This window comes from Heminiphilus faecis, assembly GCF_008728965.1.
Lineage (GTDB): Bacteria > Bacteroidota > Bacteroidia > Bacteroidales > Muribaculaceae > Muribaculum > Muribaculum faecis.
Genome location: NZ_VSMC01000018.1, coordinates 27602 through 50270, shown reverse-complemented (window position 1 = coordinate 50270; position 22669 = coordinate 27602). Strand labels below are relative to the sequence as shown.

The window sequence follows — 22669 nt, the reverse complement described above, 5'->3', positions numbered from 1 at the left end:
TATTATGACTGCATATTTAAAGAAAGTATTTCTACTTTTTGCCGTACTGGTGGCATTTATACCAGCCCTGACTTCCTGCACAGATAGTTTCTTTGATCTTAAGCCGGACGATGAAGTTATAGGTGACAAGGTCTATAAAACTGAAAACGACTTTGAGCTAGCTGTCAATGCCTGCTATTCAAAGTTGCAAACACAGATGGACTTCTACATAGAAATGTGTGAATATCGTAGTGACAATTTAACTCTTAAGGCTCCGACGGCAGGAACCCAAGATCGTTATGATATAGACATGTTTAGAGAAACGTCGGCCAACGGCATTCTTGACAAACTTTGGGAAAATTTTGACAATGGCATTTACCGTTGTAACAAAATACTCGATAAAATTGATAATGCGGAATTCAATCTAACCAAGAAGAAGCAGTTTAAAGGAGAAGCTATGTTTGTACGCGCTCTTACAACATTCAACATGTATCGTGCATGGGGAAATGTTCCTGTTGCGCGTCGTGTCCTCTCAGTCAATGATGCTTTGCTGCTTGGTCGTCCTTCAGACCAACAGATGTATGAGTACCTTGCCGGAGATTTGGAACAAATAATCACTGAAAATATGCTTCCTGAGAACTATGACAGTAAAGATGTAGGCAGAGCTACGTCTGGTGCTGCCAAAGCTCTTCTTGCGAAAGTTTATTTGACATTCAAACAGCCTCAAAAAGCAGCTAATTTGCTACAAAGTATGATTGGCTCTTACGAACTTCTTCCCAACATAGTAGATGTCTTTGATGTAAATAACAAGATGAACAGAGAAATTATTTTTGCTGTCCGTTATAACAAAACAATAGTTGGGGAAGGTCATGGAGCTTGGTACTCACTTACAAATTTAACGGATGATAATAATCGCACTGATGCGCTAAATCATCTTTATGATGGTACGGATGACGATCGTGCAGATTTATTGGAATACTTACAGGTTCCAGGCGTGAATACTTGTCTAATGCGTAAATTCTATGATACACGTGATGAATCAACTCGACAATATGGATCTGACAATATTCTGATCCGATATTCAGATGTTGTATTAATGTACGCAGAAGCACTTAATGAAGTTGCATATTCAGGTTCACAAGACTCTGAAGCATTAAAAGCTTTAAATATGGTTCATACACGAGCAGGTCTTACGCCAATTGATATTGCAGATGTGCCTTCGCAAGATGAGTTCCGAAAGGCGATTCTTTTAGAACGACAGAAAGAATTTCCATATGAAGGACACCGATGGTTTGACAGCGTACGTTTAGGCGGTGCAATAGAAGCTGCTGCCGCTGACGGTAAATCGATTAACGATTATCAGCTGTTATATCCGATTCCTTTGTCCGAGATTGAACGTATCAACAATACCGACATACTGTGGCAGAATCCCGGTTACTAATCATAATCAATAAAAAAACGACATGAAATTTAATATATTAGGCTTCGGCCTCCTATTTGCAACGCTTCTGTCTCTCAGTGCTTGCGAAGATGAGAACAGCTATTCGGCTCCTCTGTCTCGATTTGAAGTCGAAGATCTGACAGTGACTTCAGGCGATGAGTCTGTAACCATGCAATGGAAAAAACAGGCCGACAAACCTGACCCTGAATCGTATCTGATTACGTGGGTGTCAAGCAGTGCTGATGAAGGCGCTAAGAGTGAGGAAGTTGATGGTAAAACCACGTCCTATACCGTAGAGGACCTGACAAACGACGTAGCTTACACTTTTGGAGTTCAGGCTCGTTATGCCGATGGTCTGGCTCAAATGATCAAAGCTACGGCAACTCCTAAAACCACCCGTATACCTGTTACCGATTTTAAGGCAACTGCAGGTGATAAGTGTGTATTTCTCTCTTGGACTGAGCCGGTTACTGATCTTAATTACAAATACGAGATTATTGTGTTGGAAAACAATAATGCCTTGAAAACTCTTGAGGTGCCTCAAGGAACAAAATCACTTCTCGTATCAGAACTCAGCAACGATATCGAATATCGGTTTGACATCAGTGCCGTATATAACCATGGCCGTTCAGAGACATTGTCTTCTTCTGCCACTCCCGGTCATATTACAGCTATCTCCTGCTTGCCGGAAAATCCACATGTATTTGAGCTCTGCAAACTGGAGTATAACCCTGCATTCTTTATAAATGGTACCATCTCTTCGGTTCAATGGAGTGTTAACGGCTCGCCGGTATCTGCTAACGAGAGCTTGGTAACTATGTTTAGTATTGCCGGTAAAAATACTGTCACTGTTGAAGTTACTTTCACTGACGGAACAAAAGCAAGCGGAAGCATTGATATTAATGTTGAAAACTTCGCTTGGTCCGAATTTCCCAATGCCGGTTATCAGAAGGCTTCAAATTTTGCTTTCTCGGCCGATGGACAGACTCTGTATAGTGTATCTCAGACAAGCAAGACTCTTTTTGCAATAAATGCCATTACCGGTCTTGCCCGTTGGCAACAGACTTTTGAAGCGGCGACTTATGGTGCCGGTATTGCAGTAGGACCTGACGGCAAAGTATATATCGGAACTGAGGATAAAAATGGTTCTCTTTACGCTCTTACTGAAAATGGCACTATTCGATGGACGGCTACAATGGGAGCGGCAGTCAAAGCTGCACCTGCGGTGACATCTGACGGTTATGTTTATGCTCTGTGCGATGGAGCGAAGCTCATTGCATATGATGCCGACAATGGCAATCAGATCTGGTCGGCCCAGCTTTCTGGAAATGCCGGAGGTGTGGTTGTTGACGCTAACGGTAATGTATATGCAGGAACATCGGCCGGTGTATGGTCGTATAGCTCAAGAGGCGATAAGCGCTGGGCTTCGGAAGCTCTGGTTGTTACAGAACGTGGAGGTTCGCTCGCCATTAATAGCAAAGATAATATCATCTATGCCGTTCTTAAGGCTAAAGCTGGCATTGCAGCACTTGATATGAACAGCGGAGCGACAAAATGGACATATCCGACGTCTAACAATGACTGCTACCACCCTGTTGTTGACAATGACGGCAATGTATATTTCTGTGAGAAGAACGGTGGCCTTTATGCGCTTACATCATCCGGTTCTGTTAAATGGAAGTATACCGATAATCTGAATTATACCTACTCAGGTTTTGCTTTGGGCGAAAACGGTCATGCCTATATCACACAATACGGCTCGCCGTTCGCTATTCTTGATTTCGATCCTGATGGCAATGCCAATATCCTGTCAAATATCACACAGACAATGTCGCCCGTATGTATAGGTCCTGATGGACGTCTTTACTATGGTTGCAACGGTTCGATACAGTCATACAATATCGGAGTACAGCCGTTGCGTGCCGGATGGTACTGCTGTGGTGGCAATCTTCAAGGTTCAAACTCTCTTAGATAGCACCGATGAAAGTTGACAAACGGCTTCAATTTAGTACTCTGGGCTTTGCTCAGAGTACTATTTGGGTTCTATTCCTGTGCTGTTCCTTGACGATATCAGCTTGCGGAGGTAATGACGACGGCCTGTCGCAACCGGCTCCCGAAGAGCCCGATAATCATCCCTCGCAGGTTGAGACTGTGATGAATGAACTGTGGGAAACCTCATGCTTGTTATCTGATAAGTCAGTGCGTATAGCCAATTATAATACAATACAAAGTTGGGCTGATGTTTGTCCGTTTGATAATGTATTTCTGAAATATATTAAAACTGACAACGTCACGGCGGTAGCATTGGAAAAGTCATATCCTGCTTTGAAATGTTATGATATGGCTTTTGATAAAGTGCTCAATGCTCTTAAAACTGGATTGCCCGCCGGCGCTTCTCCGCGCGTCTGGGCATTATATAACATGGGTATAGTGGTGCAGACCCATAAAGGCAATTATGCTGTCGACGTTTATCATAGACGTGGTGCGGAATTGGCGCCGTATATTGATTTCTATGCAATAACACATATACATGCTGACCATAAATGGGAGCCTTTAGCCGTTATTATGTCGGAACTTGGGAAGCCCGTATTGACTAATTTTACTATTAATGGTGTGAATAACAGTCAGTATCTTTCAACCGTTGAGAAAGATTATACTATTGGAGAATTTAAAATTCACTCTTTTATTACTCATCACAACAGTTCTGATTTGGCCACTCTTGCCATTACCGCTTTCTATGTGGATGGAGGAGGACTGAAACTGCTTCATTCCGGAGATAGCAACTTCATTGCGGAGGAATTTGAGACAATGCGAGACAAAGAGGTAGACTATTATGTGTTCAGATATGCCGTCAATTCTCTAACTGAGAATAATGTGTTGGGAAAGATTGTGAACCCGAAAGTTGCAGTACTGAGCCATATACTTGAACTCGGACATAAAGATATCGCAAACAGCCGTTGGAGTTTTGAACTCGGTCTTGACCGCGCCGGTCGACTTAATTGCCGCACTGTAGCCATGCCTTTCTGGGGAGATTATATGTCTATGTGATGAAAATTATCTTTTATAAAACGATCAGATTATGAAAAAGATATTATTAGCCTGCTCAATGCTGCTGGCGATGACTGCTTACGCGTCAGAACCCAACCGGGCAGACGTACTGCGTGAAAAACTATTGTCCGGCGACACCTCTGAGGTTCTTGTGGTAGCTCATCGGGGCGACTGGCGCTATGCTCCCGAGAACTCGATTGCCGCCATTGAACATTCGATAGCTGTCGGAGTCGACATCGTAGAGCTTGACCTGCAGCTGTCGAAGGACTCCGTTCTCTTTGTGATACATGATTCAAAGCTTGAGCGGACTACCACCGGCAATGGACGTATCAGCGATTGGACTGCCGATTCCTTGCGTACACTCAAACTGAAAAACGGAGCGGGAATACGTACTATGCACTCTTTGCCCACTCTTGAAGAGGCCATGCTTGCTGCAAAAGGGCGTGTGTTGGTCAACTTGGACAAGGCCGACCGTTATTTCGACCTGCTTATGCCTGTACTGGAGAAAACAGGAACGTCTTCGCAGGTTATAATGAAAGGGTCTAAACCTGCGGCACAAGTGGACAGTCTGTACGGTGCATATCTTGATAAGGTTATTTATATGCCGGTGGTGAATCTTGACAAGCCTGATGCACGAGAACTCATGGACGGGTATTTTAACCGTTTAAAGCCTGTGGCTTATGAACTTGTATATGCGACAGATGATGATAACGGATATGCCATAGAGCTGAAGTCGCGTCTTGATGGCAAGGCATTGATATGGTATAATACACTGTGGGACACTTTGTGCGGCGGTCATGATGATGACCGTGCGTTGAGTGATCCTGACGGCGCTTTTGGGTTCCTGATCGATACTCTGGGCGCACGTATCATTCAGACTGATAGGGCTGAACTGCTGCTTGATTATCTACGCTCTCGTTCATTACATAAATAATATGGCTATGTCGGAATTAAACCAAGGAGGCATATTATCACGCATAACGAATTTTTATCGGATTTCAGCGCCGGCAGAATCTGCATCGACTTCTGACAATTTCAAAAAGTTGAGATGGGCTACCTTCCTGTCTGCGACTTTGGGCTACGCAATTTATTACGTATGCCGATTGTCTATGAATATTGTGCGCAAGCCTATTGTCGATGATGGTATATTTACCGAAACAGAACTCGGTATCATCGGTTCATGCTTGTTTTTTGTTTATGCTGTAGGCAAAATGGCAAACGGATTCCTTGCTGACCGTTGTAATGCCCGCCGGTTCCTTGCTACGGGATTATTGTTTACTGCATTGATAAACCTTGTGCTGGGTATGACGTCGATGTTTCTTGTGTTTGCTGTGCTATGGGGCCTAAATGGATGGTTTCAATCTATGGGGGCGCCTGCGTGCGTGGTGTCACTCAACAGATGGTATTCGTCACGTGACCGTGGAACATTCTATGGTTTCTGGTCGGCCAGCCACAATATAGGTGAAGCTATAACATTCATAACGATAGCGCTGCTTGTCAGCTGGTCAGGATGGCGTTATGGAATGATTGGTGCGGGAATAATTGGAGTGATCGGCTTGCTGATAGTGCTTCTTTTCATGCGTGACACGCCCCAGAGTCTCGGATATCAGCTTTCCGAGCCTAAAAAGGAGGTAAATGAAGGAAAAGCGGAGGATAAGGCCGATTTTAATAAAGCGCAAAAAGCGGTACTTCGGAATCCGGCGATTTGGTGTCTTGCTCTTGCCAGTGCATTTATGTATATTTCGCGCTATGCTGTGAATTCATGGGGCGTATTCTATCTGCAGGCCCAGAAAGGTTATGATACATTGGACGCGTCATTCATTATATCCATAAGCTCTGTGTGCGGTATTATTGGTACGGTTGCCTCGGGTCTTATCTCCGATAAAATTTTTAAGGGTAATCGCAATTGGCCGGCATTGATATTTGGCTTGTTGAATGTTAGCGCATTATGCTTGTTCTTACTTGTTCCCGGAGAGCATTTTTGGCTTGATGCTACCGCCATGGTTATGTTTGGCGTTGGTATCGGTGTCTTGATATGCTTTTTAGGCGGCCTCATGGCTGTTGATATAGCTCCGCGTGCGGCAGCAGGAGCCGCGTTGGGAGTGGTCGGCATTGCAAGTTATCTTGGTGCCGGTTTACAGGATATCATGAACGGCATACTTATTGAAGGTCATAAAACAATCGATGCATCCGGAGCCGAAGTATACAACTTCACATATGTGAGTTGGTTTTGGATTGGAGCGGCGGCACTGTCGGTCGTTCTTACAATGTTGGTTTGGAATGCTCGCCGAAATGACAATTAGTATTTATAAGCAGGTTAAGGTTATTTAGGTTTATAGCTACATATAATTCTCCGATATTCAGGGATTATGTGTGATTTATTCAGGCGATTGGTTAATACAAATTATACCGTAACCCTGACGATGATAAGAAGATTCTTATCAGACAAATAAAGTCGTCCGCATCGGACGACTTTATTTATTTAACAGGTTCTATTGTGTGGCTTCTCGGATATAAAATTTATAACCGTTGTCCTGACCGGGATCATACGGTCCTGTGCTCAGTGAGTTATTTGACTGTATCTTGTAGTCTGTCAGATGGAGATATCCGGAAACTGCATCGTCAAAAAGACTGATCTTATATACTCCCTCCTGATCTGTCGGGGTTATTTCCCATTTATATGCCCATTCATAATCAGGATTATATTTCCCGACAGCCACTTTATTATTGATTTCGGAGCTGCTTAAATCGGCATGCAGGTATAAACTTGAATCATCGACTTCAATAAAGTATGACGAGTCCGGGTTCTTTGTGATACGCCATTTAAAGGTTCCGGCTTCAGATTGAGTGCGGCTGTCAATGACCTCGGTCGTCTTATTGGCCAATGAATCTGTGCCGACACAGACGTCAAGGTTATGATTGTTCGCAATTATGATATTGTACACTCCTGTTTCCAGTTCACGTGTGACAGTCACTCTTTCAAATATCCATTTAAATGTGGACGGATCTTGCGACGGTCTATGATATGAAAATTTAATCGGAGAGTTGTCTTTGAGCGGTCCGGTTGGATATTCGAGATATTTCAACTTGTCTGCTCCGTTTTCAATGAAAAATGCGCCGGTCTTATCTCGCGTGGGCTCTAAGAACCATTTGAAGAAGGTCAAAGCATCGTCTTTATAGAAATTTTCCATGTAAATTTGAGCTCCTTCCGATATATCTTTGTTATGTGGAGCCATGTATAAATGTGCTGTGGCATGTTTTCGTATAATAAAACTTCCGTCTCTGATGGGATTTCCATGATTGTCAGTCTCATATTCGACCACCCAATATGAGATTGTCGGATCAGACGGGTCGAATCGGTCAAGTTCTATTTTTGTTCCGGGGGAAAATGAATAATTGGCCGGATGCATGCAGAAATTCTGGTCCGCAAGCGGTTTGATTTTGTATATTCCGGGAGTCAATGTGGCTATCTGCCTGTTTGCATTAGGATTAAGACCATCATAAAAGACTTGCCATTCACGTGCGCTGGGTTCTTTTTGATTCTTGTCTTTTGTGAATGTTACATTGTTGACCGTCGGAAAATTGCCGGAATAAACAGCCATTGTCTGGGCCATCACTGGTCTGATGACAATATGACGTCCTAATGGGTTGGGCTTTTCAACGATGTATTGATAATAAAGTTTGTTGTCGCTTCCGCCACGTTCGCGTATGTCAACTGCTGACCAGTTCGGTAAATTGATGTCAGCAGGATACATTGCCATATTAGTGTAAGAAGCATTATAGATCCAGTATGAATCGCCCTTGAATTTGTCAAAACTATAGTGACTCATTAACGACGGGTATGGATCTCTGGAAGCAAGTAATATTGTTGATGAAGTTGTTATCGGCCGGGCCGGTAAAAGTTCCATAATTGTATTGTAGCTGTCTATAAGCTGGTAAGTCCGTTTGGGCACAAATGCATTTAGAGAAAGTTCGTATGCAGACTTAAGCGGCCTGAATTTCCATTTATAATATGGAGCTTGGGCCGAGGTATAAGGAGTGATTCGAACTTCTCCTCTGATACCTTCTAAATATTTATCTCTATTTGCGTTTGCCCGTACAAAGAAATATCCGTCATTAGTAGGATCTATGTACCATCCAAGCAATCTGCCTTGTCCATAGTCTCCTTCTAAAATTACATATGGTTCCGATGTAGACTTTATTCCCATGAATAATGAAGTATAGGCCATTCTTATTCTGAAAACACCGGGTTTGTCCTCTACAGGTTCAAATACATATTGATATGTCAGCTCTTTATCCGGAGTTTTAGACACCATGTCAAAGTTATAACCGGGATCTATATTTTTATTTCGTGTTTGCACAACTTTATTTGTATCGAAAGCATATGACATCTCATACATACCGTTAGGAAGACTTTCTGTAGCATGCAATTCTAAGATTTGATCTTTTGTAATAACTTGATTGTATACCTTAAAGTCATCTAAATACCTATTGGAAGTGTCTGGAATACTTCCTAATCCCCAATTGGTTGCCAATTCGAGTGTTTGTCCTCCCATATAAAATAATGCGTATTCCAGACATGAATTAGGATAAAACATGTATAGATATGTCATATTGTTTTTACTGACAAGGAATACTTGATACCATCCTGTGCGGTGGGTGAAATTAACCGGATCCCAATACCAAATACCCCAATTCTTGAATTTGTGTTCTTTGACATTGACTGTATAACGGTCTACCACAGCCCGGTCTCTTCTATGATAGAAGCCAATCAGGTTGCAATTGTCATGAGCATAATAGCTGAAAAACACTCGATATATTTTATCGGTATCTTCCCATGGATAGACGCCTGAATATCTGGAATAGTCCGTATCAATGAAAATCCAAAAACTAATAGAGTATCCGTTATCAATTGATGCGCCTTCGAAGAAGCCGGGAGTCTCGATGTATGCGTTGGGCGAAAATTCCATGGCGCCTGCCACATTGCCGAACCGGTCGGCGAAAGAATAGGTGCTGCCTCGTTTTAAAGTACCGTCTTTACGATTTATGACATCCCTATAATCCAGATTATTGAGCGGATAAAAACGTATGGGCTTTGGCGGTTGTGCTATTGCGGCTTGCATCACAAAAAAGATGCCAAGTATGAGTGCGTATATACGGGTTTTCATAATTATGTCTGTTTATTTATGTCTGAATCCCAATTTTTCTAAAAACTCTATAAGGAGTTCACTGCGGTCTGTTATGACGTAGGTAGCGCCGTTTCCAAGAAGCCATTCCCAATTGCCCCGGCCATCGTCAAGGAAATTATTTGGATCTTTATCTTGAAAATCATATGGTCTTACAATCGGGTCGGTATCGGTCAGCGGTATCTTTTCAGCTATGACACCGTCGCCAAGTTCCGGCCAGAACGAGTATTGTCCTACCCATATCTTGGCGGCATCGACAATGGGTACATATCTTAATATCGGGTCTTTTGACTGCTTGTATACCAGTTCCATGGCATAGATGTTTTTCTGTCCGACAAAATCCATTATATAACTGTCTAAGTTAGGCGTTGTAGAAAAAGCTATCGGCGTATAGATAAAATCATCTAACGTTACATTAACCTCTTTTAGCAATGCCTGTAAATTCTGAAGGGTGAGTTTTCCTTTGACAATTGACTGATAGAGCATGTTTTTCTCCTTCAGCAGTGTTAGGACGCGCTTCATGGTCTCGTTAAATAGTTTGCCTCCTTCCTTTATGTCCAACGCTATGACCGCCTTGTCTTTTAGATAGTCGAGGGCGTCGGTTAACGAGAGCATAGGGTATTGCGATACGGAGCCGTCCTCATTACGCAGATTCAGGGAGTTTACGTATGACCAATTAGCTTCTCTTAATCGTCCATACCCTGTGGTGATTCTGTCAAGACAGGCATCGTGGAATACCACCATGACATCATCTTCTGTGATGCGGACATCCATCTCGATAATATCGGCCCCCAATTCGATAGCCATACGGTATGCTTCTTCCGAATTTTCAGGATAAGTCGACCAATATCCTCTGTGTGCTGATACCAGCACATATTCTTCATATTTTTCCCGGTGTTTGATAATGTCGAGAACTTTTAACAGTGAAGGGCTTTGCGCATTGGCATAAAAGCCGCTTGAAATGAGCAAAAGGCTCAGCTGGAGTAGTAATTTAAATTTCATAGGCCCAAATATTTTTTAAGAAGAAGCTCTAAATGTTAGACATATTCAGTATCTTATTTGTTTATGAAAATTTATCTTTTTTTCAAAAGTTTTCGTAGTTTGAGTGTTAAAGCATAATTACTTTACCATAATGCCGCAAGGACTAATTGCAATCATGTTGTATAACATGGTTTTTTAATGGGACAAGCTCTGCCGATACACGATTACAATAATGTGCGGGTTATCACATTATGGATAGATAAAACGATCAGATTATGAAAAATATATTATTAGGCTGCTCAATGCTGCTGGCGATGACTGCTTACGCGTCAGAACCCAACCGGGCAGACGTACTGCGTGAGAAAATATTGTCCGGCGACACCTCTGAGGTTCTTGTGGTAGCTCATCGGGGCGACTGGCGCTATGCTCCCGAGAACTCGATTGCCGCCATTGAACATTCGATAGCTATAGGTGTCGATATCGTAGAGCTTGACCTGCAGCTGTCGAAGGACTCCGTTCTCTTTGTGATACATGATTCAAAGCTTGAGCGGACTACCTCCGGCAAGGGACGGATAAGCGACTGGACTGCTGATTCCTTGCGTACACTCAAACTGAAAAACGGAGCGGGAATACGTACGATGCACTCTTTGCCCACTCTTGAAGAGGCTATGCTTGTTGCAAAAGGACATGTGTTGGTCAACTTGGACAAGGCCGACCGTTATTTCGACCTGTTGATGCCTGTACTGGAGAAAACCGGAACGGCTACGCAGGTTATAATGAAAGGAAATAAGCCTGCGGCACAAGTTGACAGTCTGTACGGTGCATATCTTGATAAGGTTATTTATATGCCTAAGTTAAACCTAAACAAGCCCGATGCGCGAGAACTCATGGACGGATATTTTAATGAACTCAAATCGGTTGTCTATGAGCTGTCATATTCAAACGACGATGCCATAGGATATGCCATGGAGCTGAAGTCGCGTCTTGACGGCAAGGCATTGATATGGTATAATACACTATGGGACACCCAGAGTGGCGGTCATGATGATGACCGTGCGTTAAATGATCCGGATGGAGCATACGGTTTCCTGATCGATACTCTGGGTGCACGTATCATTCAGACTGATAGGGCTGAACTGCTGCTTGATTATCTGCGTTCTCGTTCATTGCATAAATAACGGCAGTACTGTATGTCAGTATGATATACTAATTGCATGCAGAGGCTTTCGTAATTGTCGTATCTATTTATGCCTGAAGCCCAATTTCTCCAAAAACTCTATCAGAAGTTCACTACGGTCTGTTATAATATATGTAGCTCCGTTTCCAAGAATCCATTCCCAGTTGCCCCGGCCATCATCAAGTATGTTATTAGGATCTTTATCCTGAAAATCATATGTTCTTACAATCGGGTCGGTATCGGTCAGCGGTATCTTTTCTGCTATGACACCGTCACCAAGTTCCGGCCAAAACGAGTATATGCCTATCCATATCTTGGCGGCATCAACAATGGGTACATATCTTAATATCGGGTCTTTTGACTGCTTGTATACCAGTTCCATGGCATAGATGTTTTTCTGGCCGACGAAATCCATTATATAGCTATCCATGTTTGGGGTATTGGCATAGGCTTTAGGCGTATAGATAAAATCATCTAATGTCACATCGGCTTCTTTGAGAATTAACTGCAGGTTCTGAAGAGGATATGTGCCTTTTATAATTGACTGATAGAGCATGTCCTTTTCCTTCAGCATGGCGAGGACTCGCTTCATTGTCTTGTTGAGCAACCGGCCTTTTTCTTTTATATCCAACGCTATGACCGCTTTGTCTTTTAGATAGTCGAGGGCGTCGGTTAACAAGAGCATAGGGTACTGCGATACGGATCCGTCTTCATTACGCAGCTTAAGAGAGTTTATATAACTCCAGTTTGCTTCTCTTAATCGTCCATACCCTGTGGTGATTCTGTCAAGACAGGCATCGTGGAATACCACCATGACATCATCAGCTGTGACGCGGACATCCATCTCGATAATATCGGCTCCCAATTCGATAGCCATACGGTATGCTTCTTCCGAATTTTCAGGATAAGTCGACCAGTATCCTCTGTGCGCTGATACCAGCACATATTCCTCATATTTTTCCCGGTGTTTGATGATGTCGAGAACTTTTAACAGTGAAGGGCTTTGCGCATTGGCATAAAAGCCGCTTGAAATGAGCAAAAGACCCAGTTGGAGTATGGAGCCGAGTTTCATATAGACAAATTTTTATCAAGAAGAGTATCTATATGTTAGACGTATTCATCGTTTGATTTGTTTGTAAAAATTTTACTATTTTAAATAAAATTGATGCGTCAGGCAGCGATTGATATGATTGACTTGAGTGAAGTTGTGTTTTTTTCAGTTTAAAACTGATCATGTTCGATGCTTTGATTTCAAGGATTATCCTTATATTTGTGAAAAATAATTAACAGGATCATGACAAAACATTACATTCCCCAACCTATATCGACCGATGATGTGGTCCTTTCTCCCGAACTGCTTGAACTTTCCGAGTCAATAGCCCGCAACGTGCATGAGGTATGGGCGCAAGGACGCATGACCGAGGGATGGACTTACGGCGAGAACCGCGATGATATAAATAAAAGACATCCCGGTCTGGTGCCTTACGAGCAGCTCTCCGAAGGAGAGAAGGACTATGACCGCAATACGGCGGTGGAGACTCTGAAGCTGGTGACCAAACTCGGTTTTACAATAGAAAAGAAGTCATGAAGCACAAAAAGGCAGGACTGCTGTGCCGCATGTCCCGATTTATTGAAAATCTTGCGTGTCATCCGTTGAGGATGATTGATAACGCTGTTTCCGGAGGCATGGGAGTGCAGGTATTGACTCTTGCGGTAGTCGTTGTCGCAATACTTGCTCTGTTTGCTACGGTTATAGCTGTCTATACGCTCATAGCTGAAGGACGCGGCGATTTTGTCGGCTCGCGTCTATGGAAGATGTATCACGTCTTTGTCGATCCCGGCAACGGCATGGAGGTTTCCGGAGCTTGGACGGGATGGAAGCGTATAGGTGTGATGTGTATCGGCATAACGGGGTCGATATTTTTCGGCGGACTGCTTATATCTACTATATCAAATATAATCGAACGAAGGGTCGATGCGCTGAAGTCGGGACAGTTTCGTTATAAACGCATAAAGGAGCATTTCATTATTCTCGGTTATGATGAGCTTGTGCCGAGTCTGATAATGGATCTGCATAATGACGTTGCTACGTCGGATAGTCCCATCGTTCTTATGACCGGACAAAATGTGTCATCAGTCAAGGAGATGTTGTTTTCGCAACTGGACGATACCGTGACCGATAAGTTGATAATATATTCCGGCAACATAAACTCCAAGGAGGATCTTTCGGGCCTGAATTTCAATGCGGCCAAGGAGGTGTATGTATTTGGCGAGGAAGGGGAGATAGGCCGCGACTCAAAAAATATAGAGTCGCTGCGCTATATCAACGAATTGCGCGACAAGCCGCTTCATAATACTCCTCTTGTGACTTATGTTCAGTTCAGCCGCATAACCTCTTACTCCAGCATACAGAAGTTTACTTTGCCTCCCGAATATTATATAAGGAAGGAGGTACTCTACACCAACGCCTCCAAGCCCAATCTGTATTACAGACCGTTTAACTTCTATGAGTTGTGGAGCCGTCGCCTGTGGGGACTGTATCGCGACGAAAAGACCCGGATGTCGGGCGACTACGACCTGCTGGATTTCGTACGGACTGATGAGTCACTGTCAACATTTGCCTCTCGGTCATCGGAGTATTATGTGCATCTTGTCATTGTAGGCTTTAACCGCATGGGGCGTGCGTTGCTGCTTGAGGCGCTCAGGGTGTGCCATTATGCCAACTATGACGACTCCAAAACACCTGAACAGCGCGTCAAGACTCGCATTACCGTAGTCGACCGTTATATGGATAAGCTTAAGGATACGTTTGAGGCACAGTTCCCTAACATAGGCACGCAGATATATGATATTGACGTGGATTATGTAAACGATGATATAAACTCACCCGTAATGCGTAAGAAGCTTGTGGACTGGAGTCGTGACAAGTTGTGTAAACTTACTGTGGCGATATGTGTCTATGAGCCTGATCTCGGATTGTCGATGGGCTTGTCATTGCCGCCCGATGTATACGAGAGCGACGCCCGGGTGCTCATACGTCAGGAGAAGCTCAACGGTCTGGGGCAGTTTATACACAATGATTTCACCGGGCGCTTCAAGAATGTGAAGATATTTGGCATGCATGCCGGAGGCATACGAAAGAAAGTGCTTGATGATAGGCTGGCGGCCTACATAAACTACAGTTATGAGTCGTCAGGTTTTATTGACAGACATTATGAAAAATATGCGAAGGTGCTGTCAGGTGAATGTCGCCCCGGCGATTCTGATTATTGCGAATTTGAAAAGGAGAAGGCCGATGCTATGGCCGCGTGGTACAGGCTGCCGGAAAACATGAAGTGGGCCAACCGTTATCAGCTTGACTGCTATCCCAATTTCTGCCATGTGTTTGGCTGCGGCATAATACATGACGATGCCGCGACTGTCGAGACGCCGTCGGTAATTTCTAAAGATAAACTGGAGGATATGATGCGCATGGAGAAGTACCGATGGAATGCGGAGCGTACTATCGACGGATGGCGATATTCATCCGTGCGTGACAACAGTCGGTTCTGCCATAATCTGATCATACCGTTTGAACGCATGAAGGCTGACGCAGTACTGAGTAAGGACATATTTAAAGACCGTAATGTCATAGACAACATGCCCAAGATACTTGCATTGGGTGGCTTCAAGATTGTAACGCTAAAGGCCGTTTATGAGGCAGTCACAATGATCTGTGACATGATAGATTGTTACAGTGAATCGGTGTGTGTTTATAAGAAAATCACGGAACTTTGTGACATGATAGACTTCTACAGTGAACTGTAGCTGCCCGAGAAGGTATCGCCCTGCCTTATGTCGCCTGTGGCGAGACCTTTTTTGAGCCAGCGCATACGCTGGTCGGAACGTCCGTGGTTGAATGCATCAGGTACCACATAGCCTTGTGCTTTCTTCTGAAGATAATCGTCGCCGATTACCGACGCGGTGGTTATCGCCTCTTCAAGGTCGCCCTCTTCAAGCGACTGAAAGAGCCGGTTTTCATGATAGCCCCATACTCCGGCAAGAAAATCGGCTTGCAGTTCAATCCTTACACTTGTTTTATTGGCTTCTTTTTCGCTTTGTCCGGCCATAGCCGAGTGAGCCTTGTCAAGGGTGCCGAGCAGATGCTGTACATGGTGTCCCACTTCATGTGCTATGACATAAGCATAGGCGAAGTCTCCGTCAGCGCCGAGAGTCTGGCGCATACGGCTGAAAAAAGATAAGTCGATGTATAGTTTTTCGTCGGCCGAGCAGTAGAACGGTCCGGTCGATGCCGAGGCATTGCCGCATCCGCTTTGCACGGAGCCTGTGAAAAGCACCAGTGTAGGCGGACGGTATGTGCGGCCGAGCTTTGCAAACTCTTCGGTCCATACATCTTCGGTAGACGCAAGTACCTGACGCGAGAATAGGGCCAGTTCCTCTTCTTCGGCAGATGGGGTGTAGGTGGCTTCGGATTCCTGCACGCCAAACATACTTCCGCCGTTGCCTTTTACCACATCAAGCGGATTTCCTCCCATGACCCAATAAAGGATGCCCATTATGATCATGCCGCCTATGCCGAGACCTCCCGCTTTAAGAGGGAAGCCTCCGCGTCTGCCGCGGCGGTCGTCGATATTATTGCTTTCGCGTCGTCCGTTAAGTCGCATATCGGTTAAATTATCGTTATGATGTATTTAATACAAGTCAGGGAGCCTGTTGGTTTTGACTCCCTGACATTATTTTAATATGTAGGTCGCCGATTACTTGTCGTGGTCGTTGCCTATCTTTTCAAGTACGGCAGCGTCAAGCACGGCTACCGTGGCGAGGTTGACGATGTCGCGTACGGCAGCGTCGACATTGATGAAGTGTACGGGCTTGTTCAAACCCATCTGGATCGGGCCTATGGCTTCGGCGAGTCCCATCTCGAGCATCATCTTGTAGGCTGTGTTGGCCGCGCTGAGGTTGGGGAAGATGAGTGTGTTGACATCCTTGCCGTTGAGACGGCTGAAGGGGAAGTTGGCGTCGCGTACCTTCTTGTTGAGCGCATAGTGTACCTGCATCTCACCGTCGATGGGCAGATCGGGATATAGTTCGTGCATCTTTTCGACTACTTTGTGCACGACCTGCGGCTCTTTTTCCTTGTTTGACCCGAAGTTGGAGTATGACACCATGGCCATGACCGGTTCGTGGGCGAAATACTCGACCGAATTGCGTGCCAGACGTGCTATGTCGAGCAGTGTCTCCTCGTCGTTGTCGTGATTTATCATCGTGTCGGCAAGGAAGTAGACGCCGCGTTTGGTGCGCAGTATGTGCATTGTGGCGAAGTGGTTGTATGTCGGACGTATGCCTACAACCTCGCGTGCTATTTCCGCCGGGCTGTGGCTGCCGGAGTATGTGCCGGCAAGCATGGCATCGGCTTCGCCGCTCTCGACCATCATCATGCCGAAGTAGTTGCGGTCAAACATCATCTCAAGTGCCTCGGGATAGGTCATGCCGTCGCGTTTGCGCTTTTCGGCCAGCGACATGGCGAAGCGTGAACGGCGGTCGGCCTCGCGGTCATGACGCAGGTTGACGATCTGTATGCCTTCTATATTGAGGCCGAGACGTGCGGCGCGCTTTTCGATCATCTCCTCGTTGCCGAGCAGCACGGGTATGCATATGCCGTCCTGATATGCGGTGACGGCGGCACGAAGCATGTTGTCGGTATTGGCTTCGCCAAACACGACGCGTTTAGGATTGCGTTGTGCCTCTTCGGTGAAGCGGCGCATGAGTTTATTGTCGTAGCCCATCAACTGACGGAGTTTTTCGTTGTAGGCTTCCCAGTCGGTGATAGGACGTTTGGCTACGCCCGATTCCATGGCGCCACGGGCTACTGCCGGTGCCACTGTGGTTATAAGGCGCGGGTCGAGGGGTTTGGGCAATATGTAATCGCGGCCGAAGTGCAGATCCGACATGCCGTAGGCTGCGTTGACCACTGACGGTACGGCCTCTTTGGCGAGTGCCGCTATGGCCTTGACTGCCGCCAGTTTCATGGCTTCGTTTATGACTGTGGCTCCGGAGTCGAGAGCTCCGCGGAATATGTAGGGGAAGCCGAGTACGTTGTTTATCTGGTTGGGATAGTCGGAACGTCCGGTAGCGAAGATGAGGTCGGGGCGCGACTTCACGGCGAGGTCGTAGGCTATCTCCGGATCGGGATTGGCAAGAGCGAATACGATAGGCTTGTCGGCCATGGACAGCAACATGTCGGGTGTCACGACATCTTTTACCGAAAGACCGAGGAATACGTCGGCTCCTTTCATGGCTTCGGCCAGAGTGTCGAGGTCGCGTGTTGTGGCAAACTCTTTCTTCTGCGGGTTCAGGTCGGTGCGTTTGGAGTTGATTACGCCTTTGGAGTCGCACATCACCACGTTGGCCGGATTCACTCCGAGTGCTATGTAGAGTTTTGTGCAGCTTACGGCGGCCGCTCCGGCGCCGTTGACCACGAGCTTTACGTCCTCGATTTTTTTGCCTTGTATTTCCAGCGCGTTCAGCAGGCCGGCTGCCGATATTATGGCTGTGCCATGCTGGTCGTCGTGCATTACCGGTATGTCGCACTCCTCTTTCAGACGGCGTTCTATCTCAAAGCACTCGGGTGCTTTTATGTCTTCAAGATTGATGCCGCCGAATGTGGGAGAAAGCGCTTTTACTATCTGAATGAATTTTTCGGGGTCTTTTTCGTTGACTTCAATGTCGAAGCAGTCGAGTCCGGCGAAAATCTTGAAAAGCAGAGCCTTTCCTTCCATTACCGGTTTTCCGGCAAGGGCGCCTATGTCGCCGAGACCGAGTACCGCAGTGCCGTTGCTTATTACGGCCACGAGATTGCCTTTGTTGGTATATTCATATGCGTCTTGAGGACGCTGTTCGATTTCCAGACACGGATATGCCACGCCCGGAGAATAGGCGAGTGCCAAGTCCTGCTGTGAGGAGTAGGGCACGGTAGGTACGACTTCGATTTTTCCCGGCTTGCCCTCGCGGTGATATTCGAGGGCCATTTCTTTGGTTACTTTTGACATGTTATATTCTTTTAGTCTGATTACATTCTGTTAGCTGAAACGCGTTTGGGGTAACATAAATATCCTCTTTCGAGGCTGTATTGTTACATTCTGCTGCAAAATTATAAAAAATATATGGTGTATTTATGCTTTTTGCGATGTTTTTATGAAAAAAACGAAAAATACCGGCAAATAGTTTACCGGCATTGGTGATGCTGCACTTGTTTAGTTCTCGTTCAGCCTCCGGCGCATGTAGAAGTGCCGGGTGAAGAACAGAAACATCATTGTGCCGGCGCATTGCATGGCGGCAGTGACCCAAAACGCGGCCGAGTAGCTTATGTACTCGGCAAGAAAACCTCCGAGCAGTATGCCTATGCCCATACCGAGGTCCCATGATATGAGTATCGACGAGTTGGCTGTGCCGCGCTGGTCATGGCGCGCCACCTTTATAAACATATTAAGAAATGCCGGGTACATCTGACCGTTGCCGAGGCCTACAAGGAGCGCTGACAGGTAGAAGCTCCACTCTCCGAATGCGAGGGCGAAGAGTGTGTAGCCTGCCAGTGACAGCAGTACGCCTCTGGCGCAGTTGTGGGTGATTTTGCCCGCACGCAGCGACTTGGAACCATAGAGTCGCGATATAAACAGCCCGCCGGAGAGCATCATGAAGAATATGCCCGTGCCGTCGGCCACACCGAGTTCTTCCTGTTCGTATATGGCCACATAGTTGCTCATTATGCCCCAGCACAGACCAAACAGCGTGATATTGACAGCCATAAGCCATGCCCTGCCGAGAAAGAAGTGGTCAAGGCTCATCTTGGGTTTGTTTTTTATCAGTTCTCTTGTCGGTATTCTGACGCGCGAGGTGCATATGAAGCCTGCAAGGGCCAGAATGAGCGATATCCAGAAGAGCATAGGGAAGTCGCCGGTAACCGAATATATGTATATGCCCGCTGACGGTGCTATGGCCATGGCCAGATTGTTGCTGAGCCCGTAAAACCCTATGCCTTCGTTGCGGCGCGAGGAGGGGAGCACATCAATGGCCACGGTGCTGTTGGCCACTGTGGCCGCGCCGAAAGGTATGCCGTGCATGGTGCGTACTATGGCAAACATAAGAAGAGTGCCGGCGCCTATATATCCTGCGAAGCATATGAAAAACACGAAGAAGCACAACATGAGCACTTTCTTGCGGTTGAAACTGTCGACCATGAATCCGCTGAACGGCCTTATCATCAGTGTGGCCACGACATAACCTGACAGCACAATGCCTATGGTGTCCTTGTCGGCCATGAAACGGTCGTTAAGATACAATGGCAGCAGTGGAGCGATTAGATAGAATGCGAAAAACAGTAGAAAGTTGCTGCACATCACTTTCAGGTAGTCGGAATTCCATAGTTTATCCTCGGCTGCAGCCGCTGTTGATGAGGGGTGCTCCCCGTATGTCATATCGTCATTCATATTTTCGATATATAATATGTAATATGAAAATGAGGTGCAAAATTACTAAATATTCAGCTATAAGCGATAGCTATGAAATAAATTCGTATCTTTGCATGACTTACCTCCAGTTAGTTCGATTATGGAAGATATGCATAAGATATCGGTCGCCATCAATACGTATAATTCCGCAAAATATCTGCCGGAAGTGCTTGACTCCCTGAAGGGGTTTGACGAGGTTGTGGTGTGCGATATGGAGTCGACCGACGACACGGTCGACATAGCTCTCGCTCACGGATGTAGAGTCGTCACATTTCCCAAAGGCAATATAAATATATGCGAGCCGGCCCGCAATACGGCCATACGCAGTGCTTCCAACGAGTGGGTGCTTGTGCTTGACGATGACGAGCTTGTGACTCCCGAGTTGCATAAGTATCTGCATGGTAGAGTTATGTCTCCCGATTGCCCGGAGGGAATCGATATACCGTTTGTCAATAAGTATATGGGTGAGTTTGACAGACATGTTTCAGAGTACCATGTGCGCTTTTTCAGGCGCGACAAGGTCGACTGGCCCCCGGTCATTCATGCCCGTCCGGTGGTTGACGGCAGGGTAGGGCGTGTGTCACGTAAGAATGCGTGCATACTGCATATAAACGATGCCTGTATCGCCGACCGCATCACCAAACTTAACCGTTATTCCGACAATGAAGTGCCCAAGCGTGTCCACAAGAATTACGGCGTTGTGTCCATGCTTATGCGGCCGTTCTGGTTTTTCTTCAAGTGTTATATACTCAAGGGCAATATCCGTTACGGACGACGGGGAGTTGTCAGAGCTTATTTCGAGAGCATGTACCAGATGTCAATCATGGCAAAGGTCACTGAATGTCGGTTGAAATAAAAGAACAATAGATCATGATACCCAAGATAATACACTATTCGTGGTTTGGTCCCAAGGATATACCCGCCGACATGATTCGCCTTATTGACCATTGGCGTGAAGTCATGCCCGACTATGAATTTGTGCTGTGGAACGAGACCAACTTCGATGTGTCGGCATGTGCTTTTACCCGTGAGGCTTATGCTACCGCCAATTATGTGTTTGTTGCCGACCTTGTGCGTCCGGCCGTACTTTATAAATATGGCGGCATATATCTTGACACTGATATAGAAGTGCTGAAAAGTCTTGACCCGTTTCTGGATAATAAGGCTTTTCTCGGGTACGAAACAGAGGCTATCGGGCTTGGAGTTGTCGGCGCATGTCCGGGAGCTTCATGGCTCAAGAAGTGCGTCGAGTATTACGAGAACCGTCATTTTATAAACATGTTCGGTAAAACCGTGCGTACTCCATCGCCTAAGATTTTGACACCAAAGATTGCTCCTTACATAGATAATGAGGTAAAAGTATATCCTATCGACTATTTTTGCGCAAAAGACTGGCGAACAGGAGCCATATGTAAGACTGACAATACGGTCTGCATCCACCATTATGCAGGGGCTTGGCATCGTAAGCGCCTGTCGCCGTGGGGCAAAATATTGAAGCTCTTCCGCGGCCTCGCCACACGCTACAATTGCCGCTCGGCCGCCTCGTTTCTTGCCCTTCCCTGTGCCGCCAAGTGCCTCGGGTACACTCCCCGCTGATAAAACGTCGCCAATGTCGGTAGGGACGCCAGTACCACGGCGTCCGGCTTCGCCCCGTATGGTCATCCACAACCGCCTTACCCGTATGGCCGTCCTACAGCAACCCGTATGTCCGTCCGGTTTTGCGGGCGCCGTACTACTGGCGCCCCTACACCTACTTTATATCCATATATGAAGTGCCTCGGGTACACTCCCCGCTGATAAAACGTCGGCAATGCCGGTAGGGACGCCAGTACCACGGCGTCCGGCTTCGCCCTGTATGGTAATCCACAGCCGCCTTGCCCGTATGTCCGTCCGGTTTTGCGGGCGCCGTACTACTGGCGCCCCTACCTCCTGCTCTATATCCATATATGAAGTGCCTCAGGTACACTCCCCGCTGATAAAACGTCGGCAATGCCGGTAGGGACGCCAGTACCACGGCGTCCGGCTTCGCCCCGCATGGTCATCTACAACCACTTACCCATATGGCTGTCCGGCAGCAACCCGTATGTCTGTCCGGCTTTGTGGGCGCCGTACTACTGGCGCCCCTACCCTCAGCTGAACACCACGGTTGTTAAACGGCGACTGTCATTGTGCTCCCGGCGCCGATCTCACTGCCGAAATTTTCAAAAAATCGAAAATTTTCCAAATTTTTTGGATAAAAAAATTGGAAATGAGCTGATTTTTTTTTTAGCTTTGTCCCTTGAAAAATCATCGCTTGTGAATGGCGCGGAAGCCATAAATGATTGTTTGGGTTATTGTGCTTTATACAGGC

At 46.1% G+C, this 22669-nt stretch carries 16 protein-coding genes; 10 read left to right on the top strand and 6 right to left on the bottom strand.

Features of this window, described 5'->3' with window-relative positions:
- Positions 1–4 precede the first annotated feature (4 nt).
- The 5 genes from FW767_RS08850 (at position 5) to FW767_RS08830 (ending at position 6771) form a co-directional block, all read left to right on the top strand.
- On the top strand, positions 5–1420 hold the full coding sequence (locus FW767_RS08850; protein WP_150980523.1) for a RagB/SusD family nutrient uptake outer membrane protein: 1416 nt from the start codon (positions 5–7) through the stop codon (positions 1418–1420).
- 22 nt (positions 1421–1442) lie between these two features.
- Positions 1443–3395 (top strand): outer membrane protein assembly factor BamB family protein, encoded by a 1953-nt coding sequence (locus FW767_RS08845; protein WP_121699673.1) that lies wholly within the window; start codon positions 1443–1445, stop codon positions 3393–3395.
- Positions 3396–3481: 86 nt separating this feature from the next.
- Positions 3482–4468 carry an MBL fold metallo-hydrolase gene (locus FW767_RS08840; RefSeq protein WP_121699674.1) on the top strand — a complete coding sequence of 329 codons (987 nt, stop codon included), beginning with the start codon at positions 3482–3484 and terminating at the stop codon, positions 4466–4468.
- Positions 4469–4499: 31 nt separating this feature from the next.
- Positions 4500–5402: a glycerophosphodiester phosphodiesterase family protein gene (locus FW767_RS08835; RefSeq protein WP_121699675.1), complete on the top strand. Its 903-nt coding sequence runs from the start codon at positions 4500–4502 to the stop codon at positions 5400–5402.
- Between the two features lie 31 nt (positions 5403–5433).
- A complete protein-coding gene (locus tag FW767_RS08830) occupies positions 5434–6771 on the top strand; it encodes an MFS transporter (RefSeq protein ID WP_205523879.1) in 1338 nt (445 codons plus the stop codon).
- 189 nt (positions 6772–6960) lie between these two features.
- Here FW767_RS08830 and FW767_RS08825 read toward each other — a convergent pair whose 3' ends face one another.
- On the bottom strand, positions 6961–9438 hold the full coding sequence (locus tag FW767_RS08825; RefSeq protein WP_147438791.1) for a hypothetical protein: 2478 nt from the start codon (positions 9436–9438) through the stop codon (positions 6961–6963).
- Between the two features lie 210 nt (positions 9439–9648).
- Positions 9649–10656 (bottom strand): glycerophosphodiester phosphodiesterase family protein, encoded by a 1008-nt coding sequence (locus FW767_RS08820; protein WP_121699677.1) that lies wholly within the window; start codon positions 10654–10656, stop codon positions 9649–9651.
- 254 nt (positions 10657–10910) lie between these two features.
- Here FW767_RS08820 and FW767_RS08815 point away from each other — a divergent pair, with 254 nt between their 5' ends.
- Positions 10911–11813 carry a glycerophosphodiester phosphodiesterase family protein gene (locus tag FW767_RS08815; RefSeq protein ID WP_148464391.1) on the top strand — a complete coding sequence of 301 codons (903 nt, stop codon included), beginning with the start codon at positions 10911–10913 and terminating at the stop codon, positions 11811–11813.
- Between the two features lie 63 nt (positions 11814–11876).
- Here FW767_RS08815 and FW767_RS08810 read toward each other — a convergent pair whose 3' ends face one another.
- Positions 11877–12884: a glycerophosphodiester phosphodiesterase family protein gene (locus tag FW767_RS08810; protein WP_150980520.1), complete on the bottom strand. Its 1008-nt coding sequence runs from the start codon at positions 12882–12884 to the stop codon at positions 11877–11879.
- 222 nt (positions 12885–13106) lie between these two features.
- Between FW767_RS08810 and FW767_RS08805 the strand changes: the two genes are divergently transcribed.
- Both FW767_RS08805 and FW767_RS08800 read left to right on the top strand, forming a co-directional pair.
- The gene (locus tag FW767_RS08805) at positions 13107–13400 is read left to right on the top strand and encodes a RyR domain-containing protein (protein WP_121699680.1); all 294 of its coding nucleotides are present in this window, start codon (positions 13107–13109) and stop codon (positions 13398–13400) included.
- Complete coding sequence (locus FW767_RS08800; RefSeq protein ID WP_121699681.1) at positions 13397–15619, top strand: hypothetical protein; 2223 nt, start codon at positions 13397–13399, stop codon at positions 15617–15619. The genes FW767_RS08805 and FW767_RS08800 overlap by 4 nt, the downstream gene beginning before the upstream one ends.
- On the opposite strand, the gene ypfJ is transcribed toward FW767_RS08800, so the two are convergent.
- From ypfJ to FW767_RS08785, 3 genes are all read right to left on the bottom strand, one after another.
- Entirely contained in the window at positions 15604–16476 is an 873-nt protein-coding gene (ypfJ, locus tag FW767_RS08795) for a KPN_02809 family neutral zinc metallopeptidase (protein WP_121699682.1), read from the bottom strand. The two genes, FW767_RS08800 and ypfJ, sit on opposite strands and share 16 nt — an antisense overlap.
- A gap of 93 nt (positions 16477–16569) precedes the next feature.
- On the bottom strand, positions 16570–18861 hold the full coding sequence (locus tag FW767_RS08790; RefSeq protein WP_121699683.1) for an NADP-dependent malic enzyme: 2292 nt from the start codon (positions 18859–18861) through the stop codon (positions 16570–16572).
- A 204-nt stretch (positions 18862–19065) separates the two neighbouring features.
- The gene (locus FW767_RS08785) at positions 19066–20298 is read right to left on the bottom strand and encodes an MFS transporter (protein WP_235898092.1); all 1233 of its coding nucleotides are present in this window, start codon (positions 20296–20298) and stop codon (positions 19066–19068) included.
- A gap of 121 nt (positions 20299–20419) precedes the next feature.
- On the opposite strand from FW767_RS08785, the gene FW767_RS08780 reads away from it, so the two are divergent.
- A complete protein-coding gene (locus FW767_RS08780) occupies positions 20420–21175 on the top strand; it encodes a glycosyltransferase family 2 protein (RefSeq protein ID WP_121699684.1) in 756 nt (251 codons plus the stop codon).
- A gap of 14 nt (positions 21176–21189) precedes the next feature.
- Entirely contained in the window at positions 21190–21915 is a 726-nt protein-coding gene (locus tag FW767_RS08775; protein WP_121699685.1) for a glycosyltransferase family 32 protein, read from the top strand.
- Positions 21916–22669: the final 754 nt, after the last annotated feature.

Bases quoted from the DNA above. Each gene is read 5' to 3' on its own strand.
- FW767_RS08775 (WP_121699685.1), top strand. From the start codon at position 21,190: ATGATACCCAAGATAATACACTATTCGTGGTTTGGTCCCAAGGATATA.
- FW767_RS08780 (WP_121699684.1), top strand. From the start codon at position 20,420: ATGGAAGATATGCATAAGATATCGGTCGCCATCAATACGTATAATTCC.
- FW767_RS08820 (WP_121699677.1), bottom strand. From the start codon at position 10,656: ATGAAATTTAAATTACTACTCCAGCTGAGCCTTTTGCTCATTTCAAGC.
- ypfJ (WP_121699682.1), bottom strand. From the start codon at position 16,476: ATGCGACTTAACGGACGACGCGAAAGCAATAATATCGACGACCGCCGC.
- FW767_RS08815 (WP_148464391.1), top strand. From the start codon at position 10,911: ATGAAAAATATATTATTAGGCTGCTCAATGCTGCTGGCGATGACTGCT.
- FW767_RS08805 (WP_121699680.1), top strand. From the start codon at position 13,107: ATGACAAAACATTACATTCCCCAACCTATATCGACCGATGATGTGGTC.
- FW767_RS08790 (WP_121699683.1), bottom strand. From the start codon at position 18,861: ATGTCAAAAGTAACCAAAGAAATGGCCCTCGAATATCACCGCGAGGGC.
- FW767_RS08850 (WP_150980523.1), top strand. From the start codon at position 5: ATGACTGCATATTTAAAGAAAGTATTTCTACTTTTTGCCGTACTGGTG.
- FW767_RS08810 (WP_150980520.1), bottom strand. From the start codon at position 12,884: ATGAAACTCGGCTCCATACTCCAACTGGGTCTTTTGCTCATTTCAAGC.
- FW767_RS08835 (WP_121699675.1), top strand. From the start codon at position 4,500: ATGAAAAAGATATTATTAGCCTGCTCAATGCTGCTGGCGATGACTGCT.
- FW767_RS08845 (WP_121699673.1), top strand. From the start codon at position 1,443: ATGAAATTTAATATATTAGGCTTCGGCCTCCTATTTGCAACGCTTCTG.
- FW767_RS08800 (WP_121699681.1), top strand. From the start codon at position 13,397: ATGAAGCACAAAAAGGCAGGACTGCTGTGCCGCATGTCCCGATTTATT.
- FW767_RS08825 (WP_147438791.1), bottom strand. From the start codon at position 9,438: ATGGAATTTTCGCCCAACGCATACATCGAGACTCCCGGCTTCTTCGAA.
- FW767_RS08785 (WP_235898092.1), bottom strand. From the start codon at position 20,298: ATGAATGACGATATGACATACGGGGAGCACCCCTCATCAACAGCGGCT.